We start from the raw sequence: 18,784 nt of genomic DNA, 5'->3' as shown, positions 1-18,784 counted from the left end.
GGTGCGATTCACTCGTTCGAGTGTCGAGGTGGGGGACGCACATCCCTGCTCCAATATGGGCTGAGAGGGTCTAGCCGCATGCCGGGGTGGGATGAGTCGTTGCCGTGCTCGGCCGATGTGTCGTCATCTCGGGACAAGTGACCAGGCGAGACGGGATAGCGAACACCGGTGCGAACACGACGTAACCCACGTGAGAAGCGTGTACGGCAGCGGCTGCTTGCCGCACTGCTGGTGTGTGCGGTGACAGTGCTGGCCGCCTCCGCCCCCGGAGTGGCCATAGCGGCGAGCGATCTGTCGGAGTCCCAGCGGCTGGTCGGCATGGCCCAGTTGGACGTCCAGGTGGCATCGCTGGCCCACGCGATCGCCGACGAGCGGGACGGCGTGGACGACGGCCGGGTCGGCCGGCAGGCCCGGGATGTCGGCGCGCTGGCGGCCGCCGTCGACACCGATGACGCGCCGCAGATGGCAGCCGCGGTCACCGAGCTCATCCGGCAGCTCCGCGCGCTGGACGCCATCCGGCGCGACGCGCGCAAGGCCGGGGCAGGGGCGGGAGCCGGGGTCCTGGGGGCGGTCGACGCCTACCGGCCGCTGGTCGCCGCGCTCGACGGCATCGGCGCCGCCATCGCCCGCTCGCTCCCCGCCCGGGGCGCGTCCGCCGACACCAGCGCCCTGCCCGCGCTCACCCGGGCCGTGTCGGCCGCCTCGGCCGAACGCGGGCTGCTGGTCGGCGCGCTGACGGCGGGCGGCGGCCAGTCCGCGCTGACGGATGCCGCGCGGACCGCCGACGTACGGCAGCGGGCGGCGCTCGCGGACTTCCGGGAGACGGCCTCGGCGGCGGCGCGCAGGCAGTACGACGAGACGGTCAATGGCTCGGACGCCGACCGGGCGGAGAGCCAGCTGGAGCGGCTCACCGACGACACCTCGCTGTCCGCCGCCGACCGGACGCTGAAGGCCTCCGACGTACGGTCCGCGCTGTCGGCCCGGATCGACCTGATGCGCAGCGTCGAGTCCTCGCTCGTGGCCGCGAGCGCCAAGCGGCTCGCGAGCGTGCGTGACACCGATGTCACCGTCCTCGAACTGCACGCCGCGCTCACCGGGGTGTGCTTCCTGGTCGTGCTCGCCATCGGCGTCTCCACCGCCCGCTCGATCACCCGCCCGGCCGCCGCGCTGTACCGCTTCGCGCGCGGCGGCACGGCGGCGCCGGCCGAGGTGCAGGTGATCGGCAACGACGAGTTCGCCGCCACGGCCCGGGCCATCAACGCGCTCGGCGCCGAGACGGCCGCCCTGCGCGGGCGCGTCACCGGGCTGCACGCGGAGCACACCGCGCTGCTCGGCGTACGCGACGCCCTGGCCGCCGAGCGCGACAGCCTGCTCGGCAAGCAGGACACGCTCGCCGCGCGGCTCGGCTCGCTGCAGGGGGCGGTGCACGCGACGTACGTCAACCTCAGCCTGCGCACGCTGGGTCTGATCGAACGGCAGCTCACGCTCATCGAGAGCCTTGAGGACACCGTCGACGACCCGGACGAGCTCAAGCAGCTCTTCAAGCTGGACCACCTCGCCACGCGCATGCGGCGCAACAGCGAGAACCTGCTGGTGCTGGCCGGGGCCGAGCATCCGACCGGGCAGCACGGGAAGTCGGTGCCGCTGGTGGATGTCGCGCGGGCCGCCCTGTCGGAGATCGACAGCTACGAGCGGGTACGCATCCAGTTCCTGCCGGCCGGCCGCGTGGTCGGCTTCGCGGCGGACGACACCAGCCACCTGCTGGCCGAACTGCTGGAGAACGCGGCCGCGTTCTCCCCGCCGGACCGCGAAGTGCAGCTGTCCGGCTGGCTGCTGGAGGACGGCGAGCTGATGCTCTCCATCGAGGACCGGGGCATCGGCATCCCGGCCGACCGGCTCGCCGGGCTCAACGCGCTGCTCGAACAGCCCGATGCGGCGGCGCCGTCCGGCGAGACGACCGGCATGGGTATGTACGTCGTCGCCCGCCTCGCCGCCCGGCACCGCATCCGTGTCGAGCTGCGCGCGCACAAGCAGGGCGGTCTGGCAGCGGTCGTCGTCGTACCCGCCGCCCTCCTCGCCCCCGCCGACGACCCAGACGGGCCGCAGACCCCGGTCGAGGCGGCCGCCGCCGGGGAGCCGGCACGGCTGCCCTCGCCAAGGGCGCGGGCGGCGGAGCGCAAGCCGAAGCCGAAGCTGAAGCCGAGGCACACGCCGGAGCCGGAGGCGTCCGAGCACGCCCGCCCGGACGAGGAACTGCCCGGCATCACCGCCAAGGGACTGCCGCAGCGCGTGCCCCGCGCGACGGAGCTGGTCAGGCAGGAGAGCACCCCCGTGGTGGCCCCCGTGGACGCGGAGGCCCTGCGGCGCAGGCTGGGCGGCTTCCAGCAGGGGCTGCGGGAGGGGCGGGCCGAGGCCGACGCGGAAGCGGCGGAGATCAGAGCGGAAATCGCCGCATTCGAACCGAACACGGAAAGTGAACCAAGTCCGGGGGGACCAGACGAAAGCGAAGGCGTCGAGGAGGCACGCGGTTAATGGCGGCGAGTACGGACAGCACCGAGAGTACGGACAACCGCAGACTGAGCCACGAGGCCCGAAGCCTCCAGTGGCTGCTGACCAACTTCGTGGAGGAGGCACCGGGCGTCCGCTCGGTGGCCGTCATCTCCTCGGACGGGTTACTGCTGCTCACCTCCCAGGAGACCGAGCCCAAGGCCGATGACGACCCCACGGGCCCGGCCGGTTCCACCGCCGACCTGGCGACCGTCGTCTCCGGGATCGCCTCGCTCACCGACGGCGCCGCCCGTCTCATGGAGGGCGGCACGGTCCGGCAGACCGCCGTCGCGATGGAGAACGGCAACGTCTTCGTGATGTCGATCAGCGACGGCTCCCTGCTCGGCGTGCACGCGGCCGCCGACTGCGACATGAGCGTCGTCGCGTACCACATGGCGCTCTTCGTGGGCCGGGCCGGACACGTGCTCACCCCGGAGCTGCGCAGCGAGTTGCGCCAGGCCATCGAATCGGTCGAGGGAGGCAGCCAGTGACGCCCCGCCACGCGAGCCCCGGGGCCGGAGCAGGAGCCGGAGCAGGGGCCGGAGCCGTCGGGGGGCTGCCCACGCGCGGCGCCGGGCGCCGCTCCTCCCGCGTACGCCCGTACGCCCTCACCGGCGGCCGCACCCGGGCGGGTCACGTGCTGCTCGTCGAGACCTTCGTCGCCACCGTCGACGCCCCGGAGAACCGGCTTGAGATAACGTCCGGTGACTGGGCGGCACGGGTGATGCCCGAGATGCGCGCCATCGTCGAACTGTGCCGCAGGATGCGCTCGGTGGCGGAGATCTCCGCCCTGCTGCGCATGCCGCTGGGCGTCGTACGCGTCCTGCTCAGTGATTTGGCCGACCAGGGAAGAATTCGCGTGTACGGAACCGGGCACGGGCCCGGAGCTCCGGAACGCGCACTGCTCGAAAGGGTGCTCAGTGGACTTCGCAGGCTCTGACGCGGAGGAGGAGGGCCTGCAGGACTGGCAGCTGGACCTCGGCCACGCCCCGACCTCCACCAAGATCGTCGTGGCGGGGGGCTTCGGCGTCGGCAAGACCACGTTCGTGGGCGCCGTCTCCGAGATCACCCCGCTCACCACCGAAGCGGTGATGACCCGGGCCAGCGAGGACATCGACGACCTCGGCTCCACCCCGGACAAGAAGACGACCACGGTCGCCATGGACTTCGGGCGCATAACCCTGGACCAGGAGCTGGTGCTGTACCTCTTCGGCACGCCGGGCCAGCAGCGCTTCTGGTTCATGTGGGACGACCTCGTGCGCGGCGCCATCGGCGCGGTCGTGCTCGCCGACACCCGGCGGCTGGCCGATGTCTTCCCGGCGCTGGACTACTTCGACAGCAGCGGTCTGCCGTACACGGTCGCCGTGAACCACTTCGAGGGCACGACGGCCTACGACGAGGTGGATGTGCGGGAGGCCCTGGCGGTGCCCGAGCACATCCCGGTGATGATCTGCGACGCGCGCAAGCGTGATTCGGTGGTCGCGGTTCTGCTGGAACTGGTCAAGCTGGCGCTCAAGGCTTCCGACGATTACGAGTACGAGTAGCCGGGGCGTGGGCCCCAGACCCTCAATTTCGTACAAGAGAGCGTACTGACTTGCGCAGAGTACTGATCGTGGGCGCCGGCCAGGCCGGTCTCCAGCTTGCCCTGGGCCTGCAGTCCCGGGGCTACGAGGTCACCCTCATGTCCAACCGCACGGCCGACGAGATCCGCGAGGGCCGGGTCATGTCGACCCAGGTCATGTTCCACACCGCCCTCCAGCACGAGCGTGACCTCGGCCTCAACTCCTGGGAGGGCCAGGCCCCGCGCATCGAGGGCCTCGGGGTCTCCGTCGCCGCCCCCGACGGCGCTCGCGCCATCGACTGGCTCGGCCGCCTGGACGCGTACGCCCAGTCCGTCGACCAGCGGGTGAAGATGGCCGGCTGGATGGAGACCTTCGCCGCGCGCGGCGGCCGCCTGGTCATACACGGCGCCTCCGTCGCCGACCTGGACTACTTCGCCCGCGCCTACGACCTGGTCCTGGTCGCCGCGGGCAAGGGCGAACTGGTCGCCCTCTTCGGCCGTGACGCCGCCCGCTCCCCGTACACCGCCCCCAAGCGCGCCCTCGCCGTCTCCTACGTCCACGGTCTGGCCCCCGCCGATTCCCCCGCCGAACCGTCGGTGGTACGCCTCAACCTGGTCCCCGGCGCCGGTGAGCTGATCACCATCCCCGCGCTCACCACCTCCGGCCGCTGCGACATCCTCTTCTGGGAAGCCCTGCCCGGCGGCCCCCTCGACGTCTTCGACGGCGTCACGAACCCCGCCGAGCACCTGGCCCTCACCCTCGGCCTCATGCGCCGGTACGTCCCCTGGGAGTACGAGCGCGCCCGTGACGTCGAGCTCACCGACGCCGGCGCCACCCTCACCGGCGCCTTCACCCCCGTCGTACGCCACCCCGTCGCCGAACTGCCCTCCGGCGGCCTCGTCCTGGGCGTCGCCGACGTCGTCGTCGCCAACGACCCCATCACCGGCCAGGGCGCCAACTGCGCCTCCAAATGCGCCGCGTCCTACCTCGCCGCCATCACCGGCCACGGCGACCTCCCCTTCGACCGCACCTGGATGCAGTCCGCCTTCGACGCCTTCTGGTCCGGCCCCGCCGGCGCCGCCCACGTCACCAAGTGGACCAACGCGCTGCTCGGCCCGCCGCCTCCGCACGTCCTCGCTGTCATCGGCGCGGGTGCCGAGTACCCCGGTGTGGCGGATCGTTTCGCCAATGGCTTCGACGACCCGGCCGACTTCGAGGCGTACCTGTACGAGCCGGAGCGGACGGCGGCGTATCTGGCGTCCGCGTCATCCGCGTCCCTCGGGTGACGGGAGCGGCTACGGCGAGCACGCAGACTGACCCTCAGTCACGGACTCTCGGGCTCAGGCCGACCCGATGGGTGTCGGGGCGGAGGCGGAGGCCGGGGCGGTGGGGGAGACGTAGCCGGTCATGGGTTCGGCGTCGGGGTCGGGGCGGACGGCGCCGAGGATGGGCTGGTTGGCGGCGATGGGGGAGATCTTGACGTAGGCGCCGGGGCGGGGGGCCTGGATGACCTGGCCGTCGCCGATGTAGACGGCGATGTGGGAGGCGCCCTTGAAGTAGACGACGAGGTCGCCGGGGCGCAGCTGGCTCAGGGGGATGTGGGTGAGCTGCTTCCACTGCTGTTCGGCGGTGCGGGGGATGGCGACGCCGGCGGCGGCCCAGGCCTTGGAGGTGAGGCCGGAGCAGTCGTAGGAGCCGGGGCCCTCGGCGCCCCAGACGTAGGGCTTGCCGAGCTGGTCGTAGGCGAACCGGATGGCGGCGGCGCCGCCGGAGGAGGGGGTGAGGTCGGTGGCGCTGAGCTGGTTGGTACCCAGGAAGGCCTGCTGGGCGGCGTTTATGCCCTGCTCTTCGAGCTTCTGGAGGGCGCTGAGCTCGGTGCCGGTGAGCCCGGCGACGATCTTCTCGACGTTGGCGAGCTTGTCCTCGACCTTCTGCTTGGCCTCGCGCTGCTGCGCGGCCAGCTTCTGGGAGGAGTCGAGGGCGTGCTGGGCGGCGCGGTTGAGGGTGGAGATGCGCAGCGCGCCGGTGGTGAGGCGTTCGACCAGCTCGGCCTGGGTGCCGGCGGCGCGCTGGAGGAAGTGGCTCTGGGAGAAGAGGTCCTCGGGGGTGTCGGCGAGCATGAGGTTCATGTACGGGGACACGCCGCCGTCCTGGTACTGCTGACGGGCGAGGGCCCCGGCCTGGTCCTTGGCCTCGGCGAGGGCGATGCGCTCGTCCGCGAGCTGGGAGTCCAGGCGGGAGGCGGTGCCGCGCTGTTCCTTGAGCTGGGCCTTGGCCTCGTCGTAGGTCTCGGTGGCCTCTTCGGCCTGGAGGTAGAGATCCTGGAGACGGTCGAGGAGGGCGGCGAGCTGCGTCGTGGAGGGGGCGGGGTCGGCGAAAGCCCGGGGGGCCGGGACGACGGGGACGGCGAGGGCGGCGGTGGCCAGGAACACCCCGCAGACGAGTGCGCGCCGCAGCGCTGACATTCCCTCACCCCCGCTTTCGGTCATTTTGTCGGATCGTCCCAACATCCACGTACTCCGGGTAGATCCTTACATGACCGCTTGAACTGCGACAGGGGAGGCCGTCCGTCCGGGTATCCGTCCGGCCGTGGGGTCAGCGGGCCGGTTTGGTCCACGGCCACTTCGGGCCCCGGTCGGGGCGGTTCCCCTCGGGGTCGTAGACGAAGACGAAGCGCGTGCGGCGCTGCGCGCGCGGCCCGGGGCTGGGCTCGCGGTGGTAGACGTGCACCACCGGCGGGGCGCCGCCGTCCTGCGGTACGGGTACCTCGTACACCTTGGGGGGCTGGCCGGTGACGCCGGTCAGTACGCCCAGCACCCTGCCGTCCAGCGGGCCGCCGACGAATTCCGTGTCCTCGTGTCTCACCGGCCCAGGTTAGGCCCTGTCCGGGCGATCAGGGTCGGATAGGCCGCGGCGTCTGGCGCGGTGCATCGCAAGGCGCCGGAATGCCCGCAGACTGGTTCGGCTGTGGGCTTTTCGGCAACGCCGCGAGGTGCCGCCCGCCGCGCCAGCGGCTGATGTCACTGTGGCGTCGCGGACCCGGCCATGATCGCCCGGACAGGGCCTAGGGCTTCCAGCGGAGCCAGATCGAGGACGGGTCCACGTACGGTCGCAGGAGGGTGCTGAGCTCCGGGTCGGCGCGGTCGTTGAGCTGGTCCGAGGCGATCTTGCGGGCAACACCGGCCAGGAAGTCGGCGAGCTGGACGCGGGGATCCGAGAAGGATTCGACGAGCCTCAGGCCGGCCAGCCGGCCCTCTTTGAGCCAGGCGATGCGCTCGTCGGTCAGCGAGTTCTGCCGGTCGTGGACGATGGATACGGGATTTCCGTTCTCGCTCCAGTAGGCGATGGTCCGGGCGACGGCCGGTATGAACGGGTCCAGCGCCGGAATCAGGTCCGGGGTGTCGAGAAGGCGCGTACGGAAGGCTTCGGCACGTGGCCGGCCCTGCCGGAGCGGGTCCATGAGCTGCGGGGCGGCGGGGCGCAGGATGTCCAGCAGCCGGAAGAAGGATTCGACGGGTGTCGTCACGTCCCGGCGGTTCCTGGTGCTCCCGGTACGCATCAGGTTGTTGGCGGCTGACAGGAAGGCCTGCCACTGCTGCGGGCCGAGGGCGCGCGGCCCTTCCCGGTACAGGGTCACCGCCATCGGGGGATCCCCGCCCAGCAGGTTGACGACCTTGCCGACGGCGAAGAAGGCCTTGTCGGTCAGGTGCACATGGGCGCTGCCGTGGATCGGCCCGGCCGGGCCGAGCAGCCAGACCAGGACCGGGCGGTGTTTGGTGCGGAGCAGGTGATTCGCTTTGTACTGCTCGGCGGGGGAGCGAATCCGGTTCCGTATTTCCTGGACGTGATCCGCTGCCGATTCGATGGCCAGACGCACACTGGCGTGCGCGAACACGTCGGTGTTCCCGCCGATGAGATTCTCGCCGTCCGAGCCCGACTCGTCACAGGCGATCTCAAGGACGTGACCGGTCGTCATCACCTCATCATCGGCGATCGGTGACCGATCCTCCACGGGTTTCCGGCCCGGTCCGCCGGCTCTCAGCCAGGCGGCAGCAGATGCGCCACGGCCTCCGCCAGCGGCGCGACCCGGCGGGCGAGATCGCCGGCCGGGCTGCCCTTGGTCTCCTGAGCGAGTGCGGCCTGAGCGACCCGCGCCGTCTCCTCGTCCGTCGTCGACGTGACGAGCAGCAGCGCCACGAAGTGGTCGATCAGCCAGCCCCGCAGCTCCCCGGCGGGCGGCCGCTTGCCCTCGTCCAGCCAGGTCAGCGACACCGCCTCCACCGACGCGATCCACGACCGGACCATCATGGCCAGCCGCGGCCCCGGCCCGGGCGCCCCCAGGTGCCCCAGGATCTCGACGGCGGCTGCCCGCCGCACCCCGTCCACTATGGCGTTCGTACGGCTGGTCTCGGCGACGCTGCCGCCCCGCAAAAGCGCGGAGTACGCGGCGTCGTGCTCGTCCACGAAGGCCAGATAGCGGTCCAGGGCGTTCGACAGCCGCTGCGTCAGCTCGCCCTGCGCGGGCTCGACGAAGCACTGGCGCAGTTCGTCGGCCGAGTTGCGCAGCGCCGCCTCGTACAACTGCTCCTTGCCGCCCGGGAAGTAGCGGTACACCAGTGGCCGCGAGACCCCGGCCGCCGCCGCGACATCGTCGACGGAGACGTCCTCCGGCCTGCGGTGCCCGAACAGGTCGATCGCGGCGGCGAGCAGTTGCGTACGGCGTTCCTCGACGCTCAGCCGGGTGTAGGCGCGCCTGCTGGTGTCCATGCGGGCAGCGTATAGCCGTATGGGCCCCGGCTGGTCAGCCCAGTAGTCCCGAGCTCCGCCACAGGGGCAGCGCGGGCCCGCGCAGCATGCCGATCTCCTTGAGGAACTCCATCAGCCTGGCGGCCGACTGCCTCATCACATCCCGCCGGTGCGGGCTGGTGCGGGCCAGTTCGGCCGCGTACGCCGGGTCGAGCCCGACGGCCGTGTAGACCCGCGGGCTGATCAGGGAGCGGGCGATCACCTTGGCGCCCTGCCCGGAGGCGAAGCGGGTCAGGTTGATCTCCCAGCGCGGGGCGGTCCGCATCTGGCGGGCCAGCTCCTCGCGGGCGTAGCGGATGTGCCGCGACTCCTCCACGACATGGATCCGGGTGACCCCGCGGGTGAGCGGCTGGATGCGCTCGTCGGGGAAGGTCAGCCGCTGCATCCAGTCCAGGATCTCCTCGGCCAGCAGGGTGCCGGTGAAGGCGCCGGGGGTGGTGGAGACGGTCTTCAGGACGCGGCCGAGGTTGTGGTCCATGCGGCTCGGACGGTAGACGGGGGTGCCGAGGCGGGTGACCAGGCGGGCGAACATCTTGGAGTGGCGGCACTCGTCGGCGATCTCGGTGAGCGCGTAGCGCACATGCCCGCTGGTGGGATCGAGGTCGTAGGCGTGCCGCAGCAGCAGCTGCATGAGGATGATCTCGAACCAGATGCCGACGGAGGCGAGCGAGGCCGCCTCATGCCTGCTCAGCTCGATCTGCTGCTCCTGCGACATGTGCTTCCACAGCGGCGTGTCGTACAGCGAGCACAGCTCCGGCGGCCAGAACCACTTCCCCTCCTCGAAGGGCGCGTCCCAGTCCAGCTCGGTGTCGGGGTCGAAGGAGTGCTTGGCGGACGCGTCCAGCAGACGTTCCGCTATCTTTTCGCGCGACGCGAAGGGGCTTGCGTCTGCAGGGGGGCTTACAGCAGCCATGCCCTTATGAGACTCTGCGTCAACAAGCTCGTCAAGACCCTCGACGACCCTTGGCGCTCTTTGGAGGCTTCTGTGTGGGACATCCAGGCCACCGGCTCGGCCCGCTTCTCCTGGGACTACGACGACGGCCGCGACCGGCTGCTCGCCCTCTACCAGAAGGGCAAGGACAAGCAGTGGGACGCCGTCACCCGTATCGACTGGGATCTCGAGGTCGATCCCTACGACGCCCTCGGCATCCCCGATGCCAACCTCGCCGTCTACGGCACGCCCCACTGGGACAAGATGTCGGAGCGCAACCGCCGCGAGCTCCACAAGAGCTACGCCTCCTGGCAGTTCAGCCAGTTCCTGCACGGCGAACAGGGCGCCATGATCTGCGCCGCCCGCATCGTCGAGTCCGCCCCCGACCTCGACGCCAAGTTCTACTCCGCGACCCAGACCATGGACGAGGCCCGGCACGCCGAGATCTACGCCCGCTTCCTCCGCGACAAGATCGGCATGACCTACCCGATCAACGACTCCCTCCAGTCGCTGCTCGGCGACACCCTGAGCGACTCCCGCTGGGACATGCCCTACCTCGGCATGCAGGTCCTGATCGAGGGCCTCGCCCTCGCCGCCTTCGGCATGCTCCGCGACACCACCGACAAGCCGCTGCCCAAGCAGATCCTGGCGTACGTCATGCAGGACGAGGCCCGGCACGTGGCCTTCGGACGGATGGCGCTGCGCGACTACTACAAGCAGCTCACCGACGCCGAGCTGCGCGAGCGCGAGGAGTTCGTCATCGAGGGCTGCTACCTCATGCGCGACCGGCTGCGCGGAGCCGAGGTCCTGGAGGACTTCGGCATCGCGCGGGCCGAGGCGGAGGAGCTCAGCGAGCGCTCCGAGTACCTGCAGCTCTTCCGCCGGCTGCTCTTCAGCCGCATCGTCCCCTGCGTCAAGGACATCGGCCTGTGGGGCGAGCGCCTCCAGCGCGCCTACCTCGACATGGGTGTCTTCGACATGGGCGACTCCAACCTCGACCTCCTCATGTCCCAGGACGAGGAGATCGCCGACAAGCTCGACGCCGAGCGCTTCGCCGCCGAGGAATCGGCCCGGGTGGCGGAAGTCGCCGACGCGATCGCGCAGGGCGCGGCGGAGGCTTGACCTGTACATGACCCCGCTTGGCGGAACGTTGACCGGTACATGATCCAGTCGAGGGTGAGGCGGCTCCTAGGGTCGGGGAATGCCGCAGAGCCCGCCCCGGAGGATGGGGCTTCCCACGCTTCCGTACCGCAAGCCCACACCCGGCCGGGACTACTGGGTGCTGGACGACGTCCTTCCGGACCCCGACGCGGTCCGGGAGCGCTGCCTCGCCACCGACAACTGGACGCAGGGCTATCCGCACCGGCCGGAGACCTGGCCGGGGCTGCGTACGAAGCCGGGGCTGGAGCCGGAAGAGCTGGCGCATGTGGAGAAGCTGGTCAGGAAGGCGACCGGTGCGCGCAGAATATGGGCGCTGACCTCGGCCATGGGCGGAGTCACCGACCACAACTGCATCCAGGTCGTCGGCGAGGGGGAGTCCGAGCCCCGGCCGCACACGGACTCGCGGGCCGTGTGCCGGTACGCGGCGGTGCTCTACCTCACCCCGACCGCACCCAAGCGCTGTGGCACCGGCTTCTACCGGCAGCGCATGCCCGGCGGGGTGCTCGGCGGCAACACCGTGGCGGCCCCGCACAACAACCTGGTGGACGCGCTGGGGACGCGTTTCGTCCCGCCGGACTCGTTCGTCGAGGACGTGACCGTGCCCTACCGCTACAACCGCCTGCTCCTCTACGCCGCCAACACCATCCACAGTGCCAGCGGCTACTGCGGCACCACGCTGGAGGACAAGCGGATGACGGCGGTCTTCTTCTGGATGGCCGAGCGCTAGTGCGGTGACCGGAGTGGTTCGCCGGGGCCGTCCGGCAGCCGGTTCCGTCCTCAATCGCCGGACGGGCTGAATTCAGCCCGTCCGGCGATTGAGGACACAGCGCAGCCGGCGGGCTGCGCAACCCGGCGAACGCACGCGGTCACAGCACCAGGGCCTGTCCCGCGGAGATCCGCCGGACAGGCCCCGCCCGGGTTCAGCAGGTGCCGCTGTAGGCGCACAGCCGGGCGGTCAGGCCGGAGAGGGTGGCCGAGTCCTGGGTGGTGGCGTCGATGGCGGTGGCGGAGGAACCGATGTAGACCATCGAGACCACGTTGGAGCTCTGGACGAAGTACATGTGGCTGTCGGAGTCCATGTTCGCCGCTGAACCGGCCGTGCCGTCCGCGCGCCGCAGGGTGTGGAGGTAGGCGGCGCCGTTGGCGCTGGAGGCGGTCTTGGTGACGGTGTTCTTCAGCGTCTCGTTGGTCTCCATGTCGCCGTAGTTCTTGGCGGAGCAGGCGGTGAAGTCGGCCTGGATCCGCTGCAGTCCGCGCTCGGCGGCGGCGTCGTCCTTGAAGAAGAACTGCACCACCTCCGCGCTCTCGGTCTCGGCGGTGTGCGCGGTCGCCTTGTAGACCAGCGACTGGTAGCCGTTGGCGCCCAGGTGGGAGAGGGTGTCACCGCTGCGGCAGGAGTAGAACCACTGGCGGTCCTGGGTCGACTGCACCGGCAGCCAGTTGCCCTTCACGCTCCACGCGTACCGGGCGTGGAACGGCAGCTGGTCGACGGCCGGCCAGGTGTTGCGCACCACGGTGTTCACGTCGCCGCCGGGTATGAGCGGGGCCCCCGGGTCCCCCGACGTGCTGGAACTCGCCGACGGAGAGTTGACCGTGGCCGCCGACTTCGACGGTGTCGCGGGCGCGGTGACCGATGCGCCGGCTGCCGGTGAGGAGCTGAGGGAGGCGGGCACGTTCGAGGAGGTCTGGCCCGCGGGGAGGACCCGCTGACCGTCTCCCTGCTGGGTGAACTGGACCGCACCCAGGGCGAGTGCGCCCAGTATCCCCACGGAGAGGACCGCGCCCACGGTCTTGTGCCGCATCGCGCGCTGAGCCCCACGCTTACGGATCGCGTCCATCGTCTTCATCTGTGCGGCCCCCCCGGCCATCGTCGCCAGACCGGCGAGCTGGTTGTCGAACTGCGGTGTGTTGCTGGTCTCGTCTGCGAACTGTTCGAACTGCTCAGGCATGCTGGGCCTCCCGCCCACCGGCGGTGCTCTCGTCATCGGCAAACTCGGATACGTGCCCGGCCAGGGCCTTGCGGCCGCGGGCCAGTCGCGCCTTGACCGTTCCGGCCGGTGCCCCGGTCTCGGCGGCGATCTCCGCCACGGACAGGCCCACCAGGTGGAACAGCACGATCGCCCGCCGCTGGTCGGCCGGGATCTGCTTCAACGCATGTGCCAGGGCGAGCTGGTCGGCCGACGTGCCGGGCACGTCGTCGGCAACCCCGTGCCGGCGGTGCGCCACCAGCCGGTTCGCCGCCTTGCGCCACGCGCTCACCGCGATCCGGTAGGCGACGGTGCGCACCCAGCCCTCCGGATCTCCGTACTGCTGGATCTTGGACCAGCGCTGCCAGGCCCTTGAGTACGCCTCCTGCACGGCGTCCTCGGCATCGGTCAGGCTGCCCACCATCGCGTAGACCTGCCCGACCATCCGTCTGGACGTATTGGCGTAGAACGCATCGAAATCATCGCCCTCGCGCATCGTCCCTCATCCCGTTCCCCATCCCCATCCCCATGTCCTGCCCCTGTCCTGCCCCCGCGGCCCCTAGCCGCTGCAATGATCACGCCCGACCCCCAGGGCGGGTTGCATCCGGATGCAGAACTTTTTCAGGGGATTTTCGAGCGTCCGGAGAGTTCCCGAAACGGTTGATGGCTTGCCCCGGCTTCCCTACTCTTGAGTCGATTTTCAGCCACAGTGGCGTGAGCGGCCAGGGGGAGTCATGGGGAGCGTCGGCCAACTGGTCAGACTCCGTAGAGAGATAGCGTTCGAGTCGGCCCGGGTGTTCTGGGGGAACGACGCCTGGGCCGAGAACAACCGGGGCCAGCGGCGGCTGCTGAGCAGGTGGCGGGCCGATCCGGCCGTGGCGCTGAGCGCCGAGGGCGTGGAGCTGGCGGCCGACGTGGCGAGGCTGGGGTACGCCGTGCAGGACCCCGGTTACCGCCAGGGGCTGATCGAAGAGGTGCGGCGCGGGTACGAGCGGGTCATCGAGGATGCCTCGGCGACGGTCGACATGGGTGGCCGGATCCGGGAGGCGGTCCGGTATGTGGTCGAGCCGATGCGGCAGGTTCCGGCCGTACGGGAGCTGCTCAGCCCGCTCGTGCTGCGGACGCTCGACGCCTATTACGGAGGACGCTGGCGGGTCCAGCATGTGCGGATGTGGCGGATCGGCCACCTCACCGAGGAACAACGGCAGGTGCACCACTACGGCAACCTCTGGCACAACGACCAGCACCCCACCTCCACCCTGAAGTTCTTCGTGCAGATGAACGACGGCGTCACCGCCGAGGGCGGCGCCTTCCGGCTGCACAGCATCCCGAACACCCGGCGCATCATGCGCAGCGGCTACCTCGGCCAGGGGTGGGTCAAGGGGCCGGCGAGGGCGATGCTGGAGGACCCGAGGCGGGTTATTGCGTTCGACGCGCCGGCCGGGTTCGGGGCATTCTGCAACACGACCTTGTGCCTGCACCGAGCCGGCATCCCACCGGAGGGCACGACACGCGGCATGGTGCAGTTCACGTTCGTCCCGGCAGAGCAGCCCAACCGGTCCGGTGACCCCTTCCTCGGGCTCGGGCCCGACACCAACGTCGCCGAGGGGAAGTTCGCCTGACGTGGCAGATGTCTACGCCACCACCTCGGGACTCGTGCGCGGCCACCGCCGGTCGCCGGGCACCGGCATCGTCTCCGTACGCGGGATCCCCTACGCCGCACCGCCCTTCGGGCCCGGCCGCTTCGCCGCGCCCCGGCCGCCCGAGGCCTGGAGCGGGGTGCGGGACGGGTGGGAGTTCGGGCCGGTGGCACCACAGTCGGCGGAGCTGCCGGGGGCGCCGGTGTGGTCGGAGGGCTCGGAGAAGGATGACGGCGGAATTCTGACCGTCAACGTATGGACGCCGGGGGAGGCGCAGCGGCCGCTGCCGGTGGTGGTGTGGATCCACGGCGGGGCGTACAGCTTCGGGTCGAGCGCGCAGCCGGACTTCGACGGGACGGAGCCGGCCCGGGCCGGGCTGGTCGTGGTGACGCTCAACTACCGGCTGGGGTTCGAGGGATTCGGGCATGTGCCGCAGCATCCGGACAACCGGGGGCTGCTCGACCAGATCGCCGCCCTGCGCTGGGTCCGGGACAACATCGCGGCGTTCGGGGGCGATCCGGGGAATGTGACGGTGGCCGGGCAGTCCGCCGGGGCGACGTCCGCCGCTTGCCTCGCGACGATGGACGGGGCCCGGGGGCTGTTCCGGCGGGCGGTGCTGCTCAGCGCGGTGGGGCCGTGCTACTCGGCGGAACTGGCCGAGGCCACGGCCCGCGAGGTGGAGACGGAAGCAGGGGTGCCGCTCACAGCTGCCTCGCCCGGGGCGCTGGTGGCGGCGTCGGACCGGGTGAGCGAGCGCTGCGCGCAGGATCCGGCCGCCGGGATGCGGTACCACGACCCGGTGCTGTACGGGCCGGTGGTGGACGGGGTGACCCTGCCCGAGGACCCGGTCGACGGGCTGGCGGCGGGCCGGGCGGACGGCATCGACCTGCTGGTCTGCCACACCACGCAGGAGTACCGCCTCTTCCACGCCGTCGGCGGCACCCGGCCCGAGGCCCCGGTCCCGGGGCTGCCGGACGGGCTCCTCGCGGGCTATCGCGCCCTGATGCCGGCCGCCACGCCCGCCGACCTCTACCTCGCGGTGTGCGGGGACCTGGTCTTCACGGAGTACGGCCTGCGGCTCGCCGAAGGCCACGTACGGGCCGGGGGCAGGGCGTTCACCGCCCGCTTCGACCGCCGCCGGCCGGGCGTCCATGCCTGGCACTGCGCGGACGTGCCGTTCGTCTTCGGTACGCACGGCATCCCCGAGACGGAGTTCCTCATCGGGGGCCCGCCCACCGCGGCCGACCACGACCTGTCCCGGCGCATGATCCGCTCGCTCGCCGGCTTCGCCGCCACCGGGGATCCGGGCTGGCCGGCGGACCGTACGTGGACCTGGAGCACAGGGGAGCCGGCCGAACCGCTGCCCGACGCCCGGGCGCTGTGGCGGGACCACCGCTTCAGCCCAGAACGGCCCGCATCACCGCGCGGGCGATAGGCGCCGCGTTGCCGCCGCCGCTGATGTCGGCACGGTCGGCGGCGGCGTCCTCGACGACGACGGCGACGGCGACGGAAGGGGTGGGGGAACGGTCGGGGTGGGCCCAGGAGATGAACCAGGCCAGCGGGAGGCCGCGGTTGTTCTCGCCGTTCTGGGCGGTGCCGGTCTTGCCGCCGACGACGGCGTGCGGGATGGCGGCGTTGCGGCCGGTGCCGTCGGTGACGGCGGCGGTCATGAGCTGCTGCATCTCGACGGCGACGGCGGGGTTCATGACCTGGCGGTAGACGGAGAAGCCGTAGCCGCCGTACGTGTCCACGATGTGCGGCTGCATCAGGGCGCCGCCGTTGGCGACGGCGGCGGCGACCATGGCCATCTGCAGGGGCGTGGCGGCGGTGTTGTACTGGCCGATGGCGGACATGGCGAGCTGGGCCCTGTCCATGTGCGGGTCGAAGACGCTGGTGGCGGCGCGGGAGGGGATCCGCAGCCCCGGGTCGTTGAAGCCGAAGGCCTCGGCGGTCTCGGCCATGGTCCTGAGGCCGACGTCGACGCCGAGCTTGCCGAAGACCGTGTTGCAGGAGATCTGGTAGGCCAGGCGCAGGCTCGTGTCGCGGCAGGCGCCGGAGGCCGACTCGTTGGTCAGCCGGGTCGTGGAGCCGGGCAGCGGGTAGGGGTCGGGGGAGTCCGTCGGCTCGTCGACATCGGTGACGGTGCCACTGGCGAGCGCGGCGACGGCGGTGACCGTCTTGAAGGCGGATCCCGGGGGATAGGTCTGGCGCAGGGCCCGGTTGAGCATGGGCTCGTCCGGGTCGTCGAGCAGGCGGGCCCAGGCGTCGGTCGCGTCCGGCCCGGTGCCGGCGAAGGAGCCCGGGTCGTACGAGGGCGTGCTGACCAGGGCCAGGATGCGGCCGGTGGCGGGGTCGAGGGCGGCGACGGCGCCCTTCTTGCGGCCCAGGCCCCGGTAGGCGGCGAGCTGGGCGGCGGGGTCGATGGTGGTGCGTACGTCGTGGCCGGGGGCGAGGGCGTCGTCGGCGGCGGCCTCGACGAGGGTGGCGCCGTAGGTCTGGGAGGCGAAGCCGGTGACGGGGGCGTAGAGGGGGCCGTCGGTGTAGGTGCGTACGTATTTCAGCTGGCCGCCGGTGGCCCGGGAGCCGGTGACGGGGCGGGGGCCGACGAGGATGTCGCCGCGCGGGTGGTCGTAGCGGGCGATGACGGGGCGGCGGTTGGCGGGATTGCCGTTGTAGGCGGGGGCGTCGAGGACCTGGACACGGACGGCGTTGACCAGCAGGGCGGTGAACAGCAGCAGGCAGAAGGCGGCGGCGTGCCGGGCGTGGGCCGTCATGACTCGGCCCTGCGGGCGGTGTCGCTGAGCCGGATCAGCAGGGCGATGATGATCCAGTTGGTGACGACGGACGAGCCGCCCCGGGCCAGGAACGGCATTGCCATCCCGGTGAGCGGGATCAGGTCGGTCACACCCCCGGCGATCACGAAGACCTGCAGCGCGATGATCGAGGCGAGGCCGATCGCGAGCAGCCGGCCGAACGGATCGCGCATGGCGAGCCCGGCGGTGTACCCCCGGGCGGTCAGCATCGCGTAGAGCAGGAGGAGGGCGGCGATGCCGGCCAGGCCCAGTTCCTCGCCGGCCGTGGCGAGGACGAAGTCGGACTTGACGGCGAAGCCGATGAGGACGGAGTGGCCCTCACCGAGGCCGGTGCCGAACACCCCACCGGCGGCGAACGCGAAGAGGGACTGGGCGAGTTGGCTCGGGCCCTCACCGGCGTCGATGCTCGCGAAGGGGTGCAGCCAGTCCTGGACCCGGCTGTGCACGTGCGGCTCCAGGGAGCCGACGGCGAAGGCCCCGGCGCCGGACAGCAGCAGGCCGACGGCGGTCCAGCCGGTGCGGCCGGTGGAGACGTAGAGCAGGATCACGAAGAGGCCGAAGAACAGCAGCGAGGTGCCCAGGTCGCGCTCCAGGACCAGGACGCCGACGCTGATCGCCCAGATCGCCAGGACCGGCCCGAGGGCCCGGCCGGTGGGCAGCTGCAGAGACCGGATCCGGCGGCCGGTGTAGGCGAGGGCGTGGTGGTTGTCGGCGAGGTACGCGGCGAAGAAGACCGCCAGCAGCACCTTCGCGAACTCCCCGGGCTGGATGGACAGGCCCGCGTACTGGATCCAGATCCTGGCGCCGTTCACGGCCGGGAAGGCGATCGGCACGATCATCAGCACCAGGGCGGCGGCCACGCTGACGTACGCGTACCGGGCCAGCGCACGGTAGTCGCGCAGCAGGAGGACGACGGTGATGAACAGGGCCACGCCCAGCGCCGACCAGACGAGCTGGGTGGGCGCGGCGGCATCGGCGGTCCGCAGGTCCAGGCGCTGGAGCAGGATCAGGCCCAGGCCGTTCAGCAGGAGCGCGATGGGCAGCAGCAGCGGGTCCGCGCAGGGGGCCCCGGCGCGCACCGCGCCGTGCGCCGCCAGCGCGAGGGCGCCCAGCGCGCAGCCGTAGCGCAGGGTGTCGGGCGGCACGGTGCCGGCCGTGGCCAGGCCGACATCGCAGTAGCCGAGGACGCTGATCAGGACGGCGCAGAGCAGCAGGACGAACTCCATGCCCCGGCCGTGCCGGGGCGCAGCGGTGACGGGCCTTGACGGCGCGCCCGCGGCCCGGGGCGTTGCGCTCGTTGCGCTCATGGACGCAACGTAGCAAGCGGTGCCCGGTAAATCGGTTATGTCCGTAACGA

The 18,784-nt window shown here is 71.4% G+C and carries 18 protein-coding genes; 9 read left to right on the top strand and 9 right to left on the bottom strand.

The genetic code is table 11. The annotated features are described in order from the left end of the window. The first annotated feature begins 168 nt into the window (after positions 1-168). From OG607_RS14815 to OG607_RS14795, 5 genes are all read left to right on the top strand, one after another. A complete protein-coding gene (locus OG607_RS14815) occupies positions 169-2,532 on the top strand; it encodes a nitrate- and nitrite sensing domain-containing protein (RefSeq protein ID WP_405723377.1) in 2,364 nt (787 codons plus the stop codon). Then, on the top strand, positions 2,532-3,038 hold the full coding sequence (locus OG607_RS14810; RefSeq protein WP_405723375.1) for a roadblock/LC7 domain-containing protein: 507 nt from the start codon (positions 2,532-2,534) through the stop codon (positions 3,036-3,038). Before OG607_RS14815 ends, OG607_RS14810 begins: the two co-directional genes overlap by 1 nt. Positions 3,039-3,103: 65 nt before the next feature. Next, positions 3,104-3,487: a DUF742 domain-containing protein gene (locus tag OG607_RS14805; RefSeq protein ID WP_405736772.1), complete on the top strand. Its 384-nt coding sequence runs from the start codon at positions 3,104-3,106 to the stop codon at positions 3,485-3,487. After that, positions 3,468-4,091, top strand: a complete 624-nt coding sequence (locus tag OG607_RS14800) for a GTP-binding protein (protein WP_405723374.1) — start codon at positions 3,468-3,470, stop codon at positions 4,089-4,091. Before OG607_RS14805 ends, OG607_RS14800 begins: the two co-directional genes overlap by 20 nt. A 50-nt stretch (positions 4,092-4,141) precedes the next feature. Next, entirely contained in the window at positions 4,142-5,395 is a 1,254-nt protein-coding gene (locus OG607_RS14795) for a styrene monooxygenase/indole monooxygenase family protein (protein WP_405723372.1), read from the top strand. 54 nt (positions 5,396-5,449) lie between these two features. On the opposite strand, the gene OG607_RS14790 is transcribed toward OG607_RS14795, so the two are convergent. From OG607_RS14790 to OG607_RS14770, 5 genes are all read right to left on the bottom strand, one after another. Then, on the bottom strand, positions 5,450-6,598 hold the full coding sequence (locus OG607_RS14790; protein WP_405723370.1) for an NlpC/P60 family protein: 1,149 nt from the start codon (positions 6,596-6,598) through the stop codon (positions 5,450-5,452). A 106-nt stretch (positions 6,599-6,704) separates the two neighbouring features. Beyond that, positions 6,705-6,974 (bottom strand): hypothetical protein, encoded by a 270-nt coding sequence (locus OG607_RS14785; protein ID WP_329312537.1) that lies wholly within the window; start codon positions 6,972-6,974, stop codon positions 6,705-6,707. A 199-nt stretch (positions 6,975-7,173) separates the two neighbouring features. Then, positions 7,174-8,085, bottom strand: a complete 912-nt coding sequence (locus OG607_RS14780; protein ID WP_405723368.1) for a hypothetical protein — start codon at positions 8,083-8,085, stop codon at positions 7,174-7,176. Between the two features lie 62 nt (positions 8,086-8,147). Beyond that, positions 8,148-8,876 carry a TetR/AcrR family transcriptional regulator gene (locus OG607_RS14775; protein ID WP_405723366.1) on the bottom strand — a complete coding sequence of 243 codons (729 nt, stop codon included), beginning with the start codon at positions 8,874-8,876 and terminating at the stop codon, positions 8,148-8,150. Positions 8,877-8,910: 34 nt separating this feature from the next. Then, the gene (locus tag OG607_RS14770) at positions 8,911-9,828 is read right to left on the bottom strand and encodes a diiron oxygenase (RefSeq protein ID WP_405723364.1); all 918 of its coding nucleotides are present in this window, start codon (positions 9,826-9,828) and stop codon (positions 8,911-8,913) included. 6 nt (positions 9,829-9,834) lie between these two features. Between OG607_RS14770 and OG607_RS14765 the strand changes: the two genes are divergently transcribed. Both OG607_RS14765 and OG607_RS14760 read left to right on the top strand, forming a co-directional pair. Then, positions 9,835-10,968, top strand: coding sequence for a ferritin-like domain-containing protein (locus OG607_RS14765; RefSeq protein WP_405723362.1), 1,134 nt, complete (start codon positions 9,835-9,837; stop codon positions 10,966-10,968). 79 nt (positions 10,969-11,047) lie between these two features. Next, positions 11,048-11,734 (top strand): DUF6445 family protein, encoded by a 687-nt coding sequence (locus OG607_RS14760; RefSeq protein WP_405723360.1) that lies wholly within the window; start codon positions 11,048-11,050, stop codon positions 11,732-11,734. 193 nt (positions 11,735-11,927) lie between these two features. Here OG607_RS14760 and OG607_RS14755 read toward each other — a convergent pair whose 3' ends face one another. Both OG607_RS14755 and OG607_RS14750 read right to left on the bottom strand, forming a co-directional pair. Continuing rightward, a complete protein-coding gene (locus OG607_RS14755; RefSeq protein ID WP_405723358.1) occupies positions 11,928-12,956 on the bottom strand; it encodes a hypothetical protein in 1,029 nt (342 codons plus the stop codon). Next, positions 12,949-13,470 carry a SigE family RNA polymerase sigma factor gene (locus OG607_RS14750; protein ID WP_405723356.1) on the bottom strand — a complete coding sequence of 174 codons (522 nt, stop codon included), beginning with the start codon at positions 13,468-13,470 and terminating at the stop codon, positions 12,949-12,951. Before OG607_RS14750 ends, OG607_RS14755 begins: the two co-directional genes overlap by 8 nt. Before the next feature lie 238 nt (positions 13,471-13,708). On the opposite strand from OG607_RS14750, the gene OG607_RS14745 reads away from it, so the two are divergent. Both OG607_RS14745 and OG607_RS14740 read left to right on the top strand, forming a co-directional pair. Then, positions 13,709-14,596, top strand: a complete 888-nt coding sequence (locus tag OG607_RS14745) for a hypothetical protein (RefSeq protein WP_405723354.1) — start codon at positions 13,709-13,711, stop codon at positions 14,594-14,596. Position 14,597: 1 nt separating this feature from the next. Next, positions 14,598-16,049, top strand: coding sequence for a carboxylesterase/lipase family protein (locus OG607_RS14740; protein WP_405723352.1), 1,452 nt, complete (start codon positions 14,598-14,600; stop codon positions 16,047-16,049). Here the strand turns inward: OG607_RS14740 and OG607_RS14735 are convergent. Together OG607_RS14735 and OG607_RS14730 are read right to left on the bottom strand one after the other, a co-directional pair. Continuing rightward, entirely contained in the window at positions 16,012-17,388 is a 1,377-nt protein-coding gene (locus tag OG607_RS14735) for a penicillin-binding transpeptidase domain-containing protein (RefSeq protein ID WP_405723350.1), read from the bottom strand. The genes OG607_RS14740 and OG607_RS14735 overlap by 38 nt on opposite strands. Then, positions 17,385-18,734 (bottom strand): FtsW/RodA/SpoVE family cell cycle protein, encoded by a 1,350-nt coding sequence (locus OG607_RS14730; protein ID WP_405723348.1) that lies wholly within the window; start codon positions 18,732-18,734, stop codon positions 17,385-17,387. Before OG607_RS14730 ends, OG607_RS14735 begins: the two co-directional genes overlap by 4 nt. Positions 18,735-18,784 lie beyond the last annotated feature (50 nt).

Origin of the sequence: Streptomyces sp. NBC_01537 (assembly GCF_045040445.1) — a bacterium.
Classification (GTDB): domain Bacteria; phylum Actinomycetota; class Actinomycetes; order Streptomycetales; family Streptomycetaceae; genus Actinacidiphila.
The sequence above is the reverse complement of the archived record's forward strand: the minus strand, read 5'-3'. Positions and strand labels throughout refer to the sequence as shown.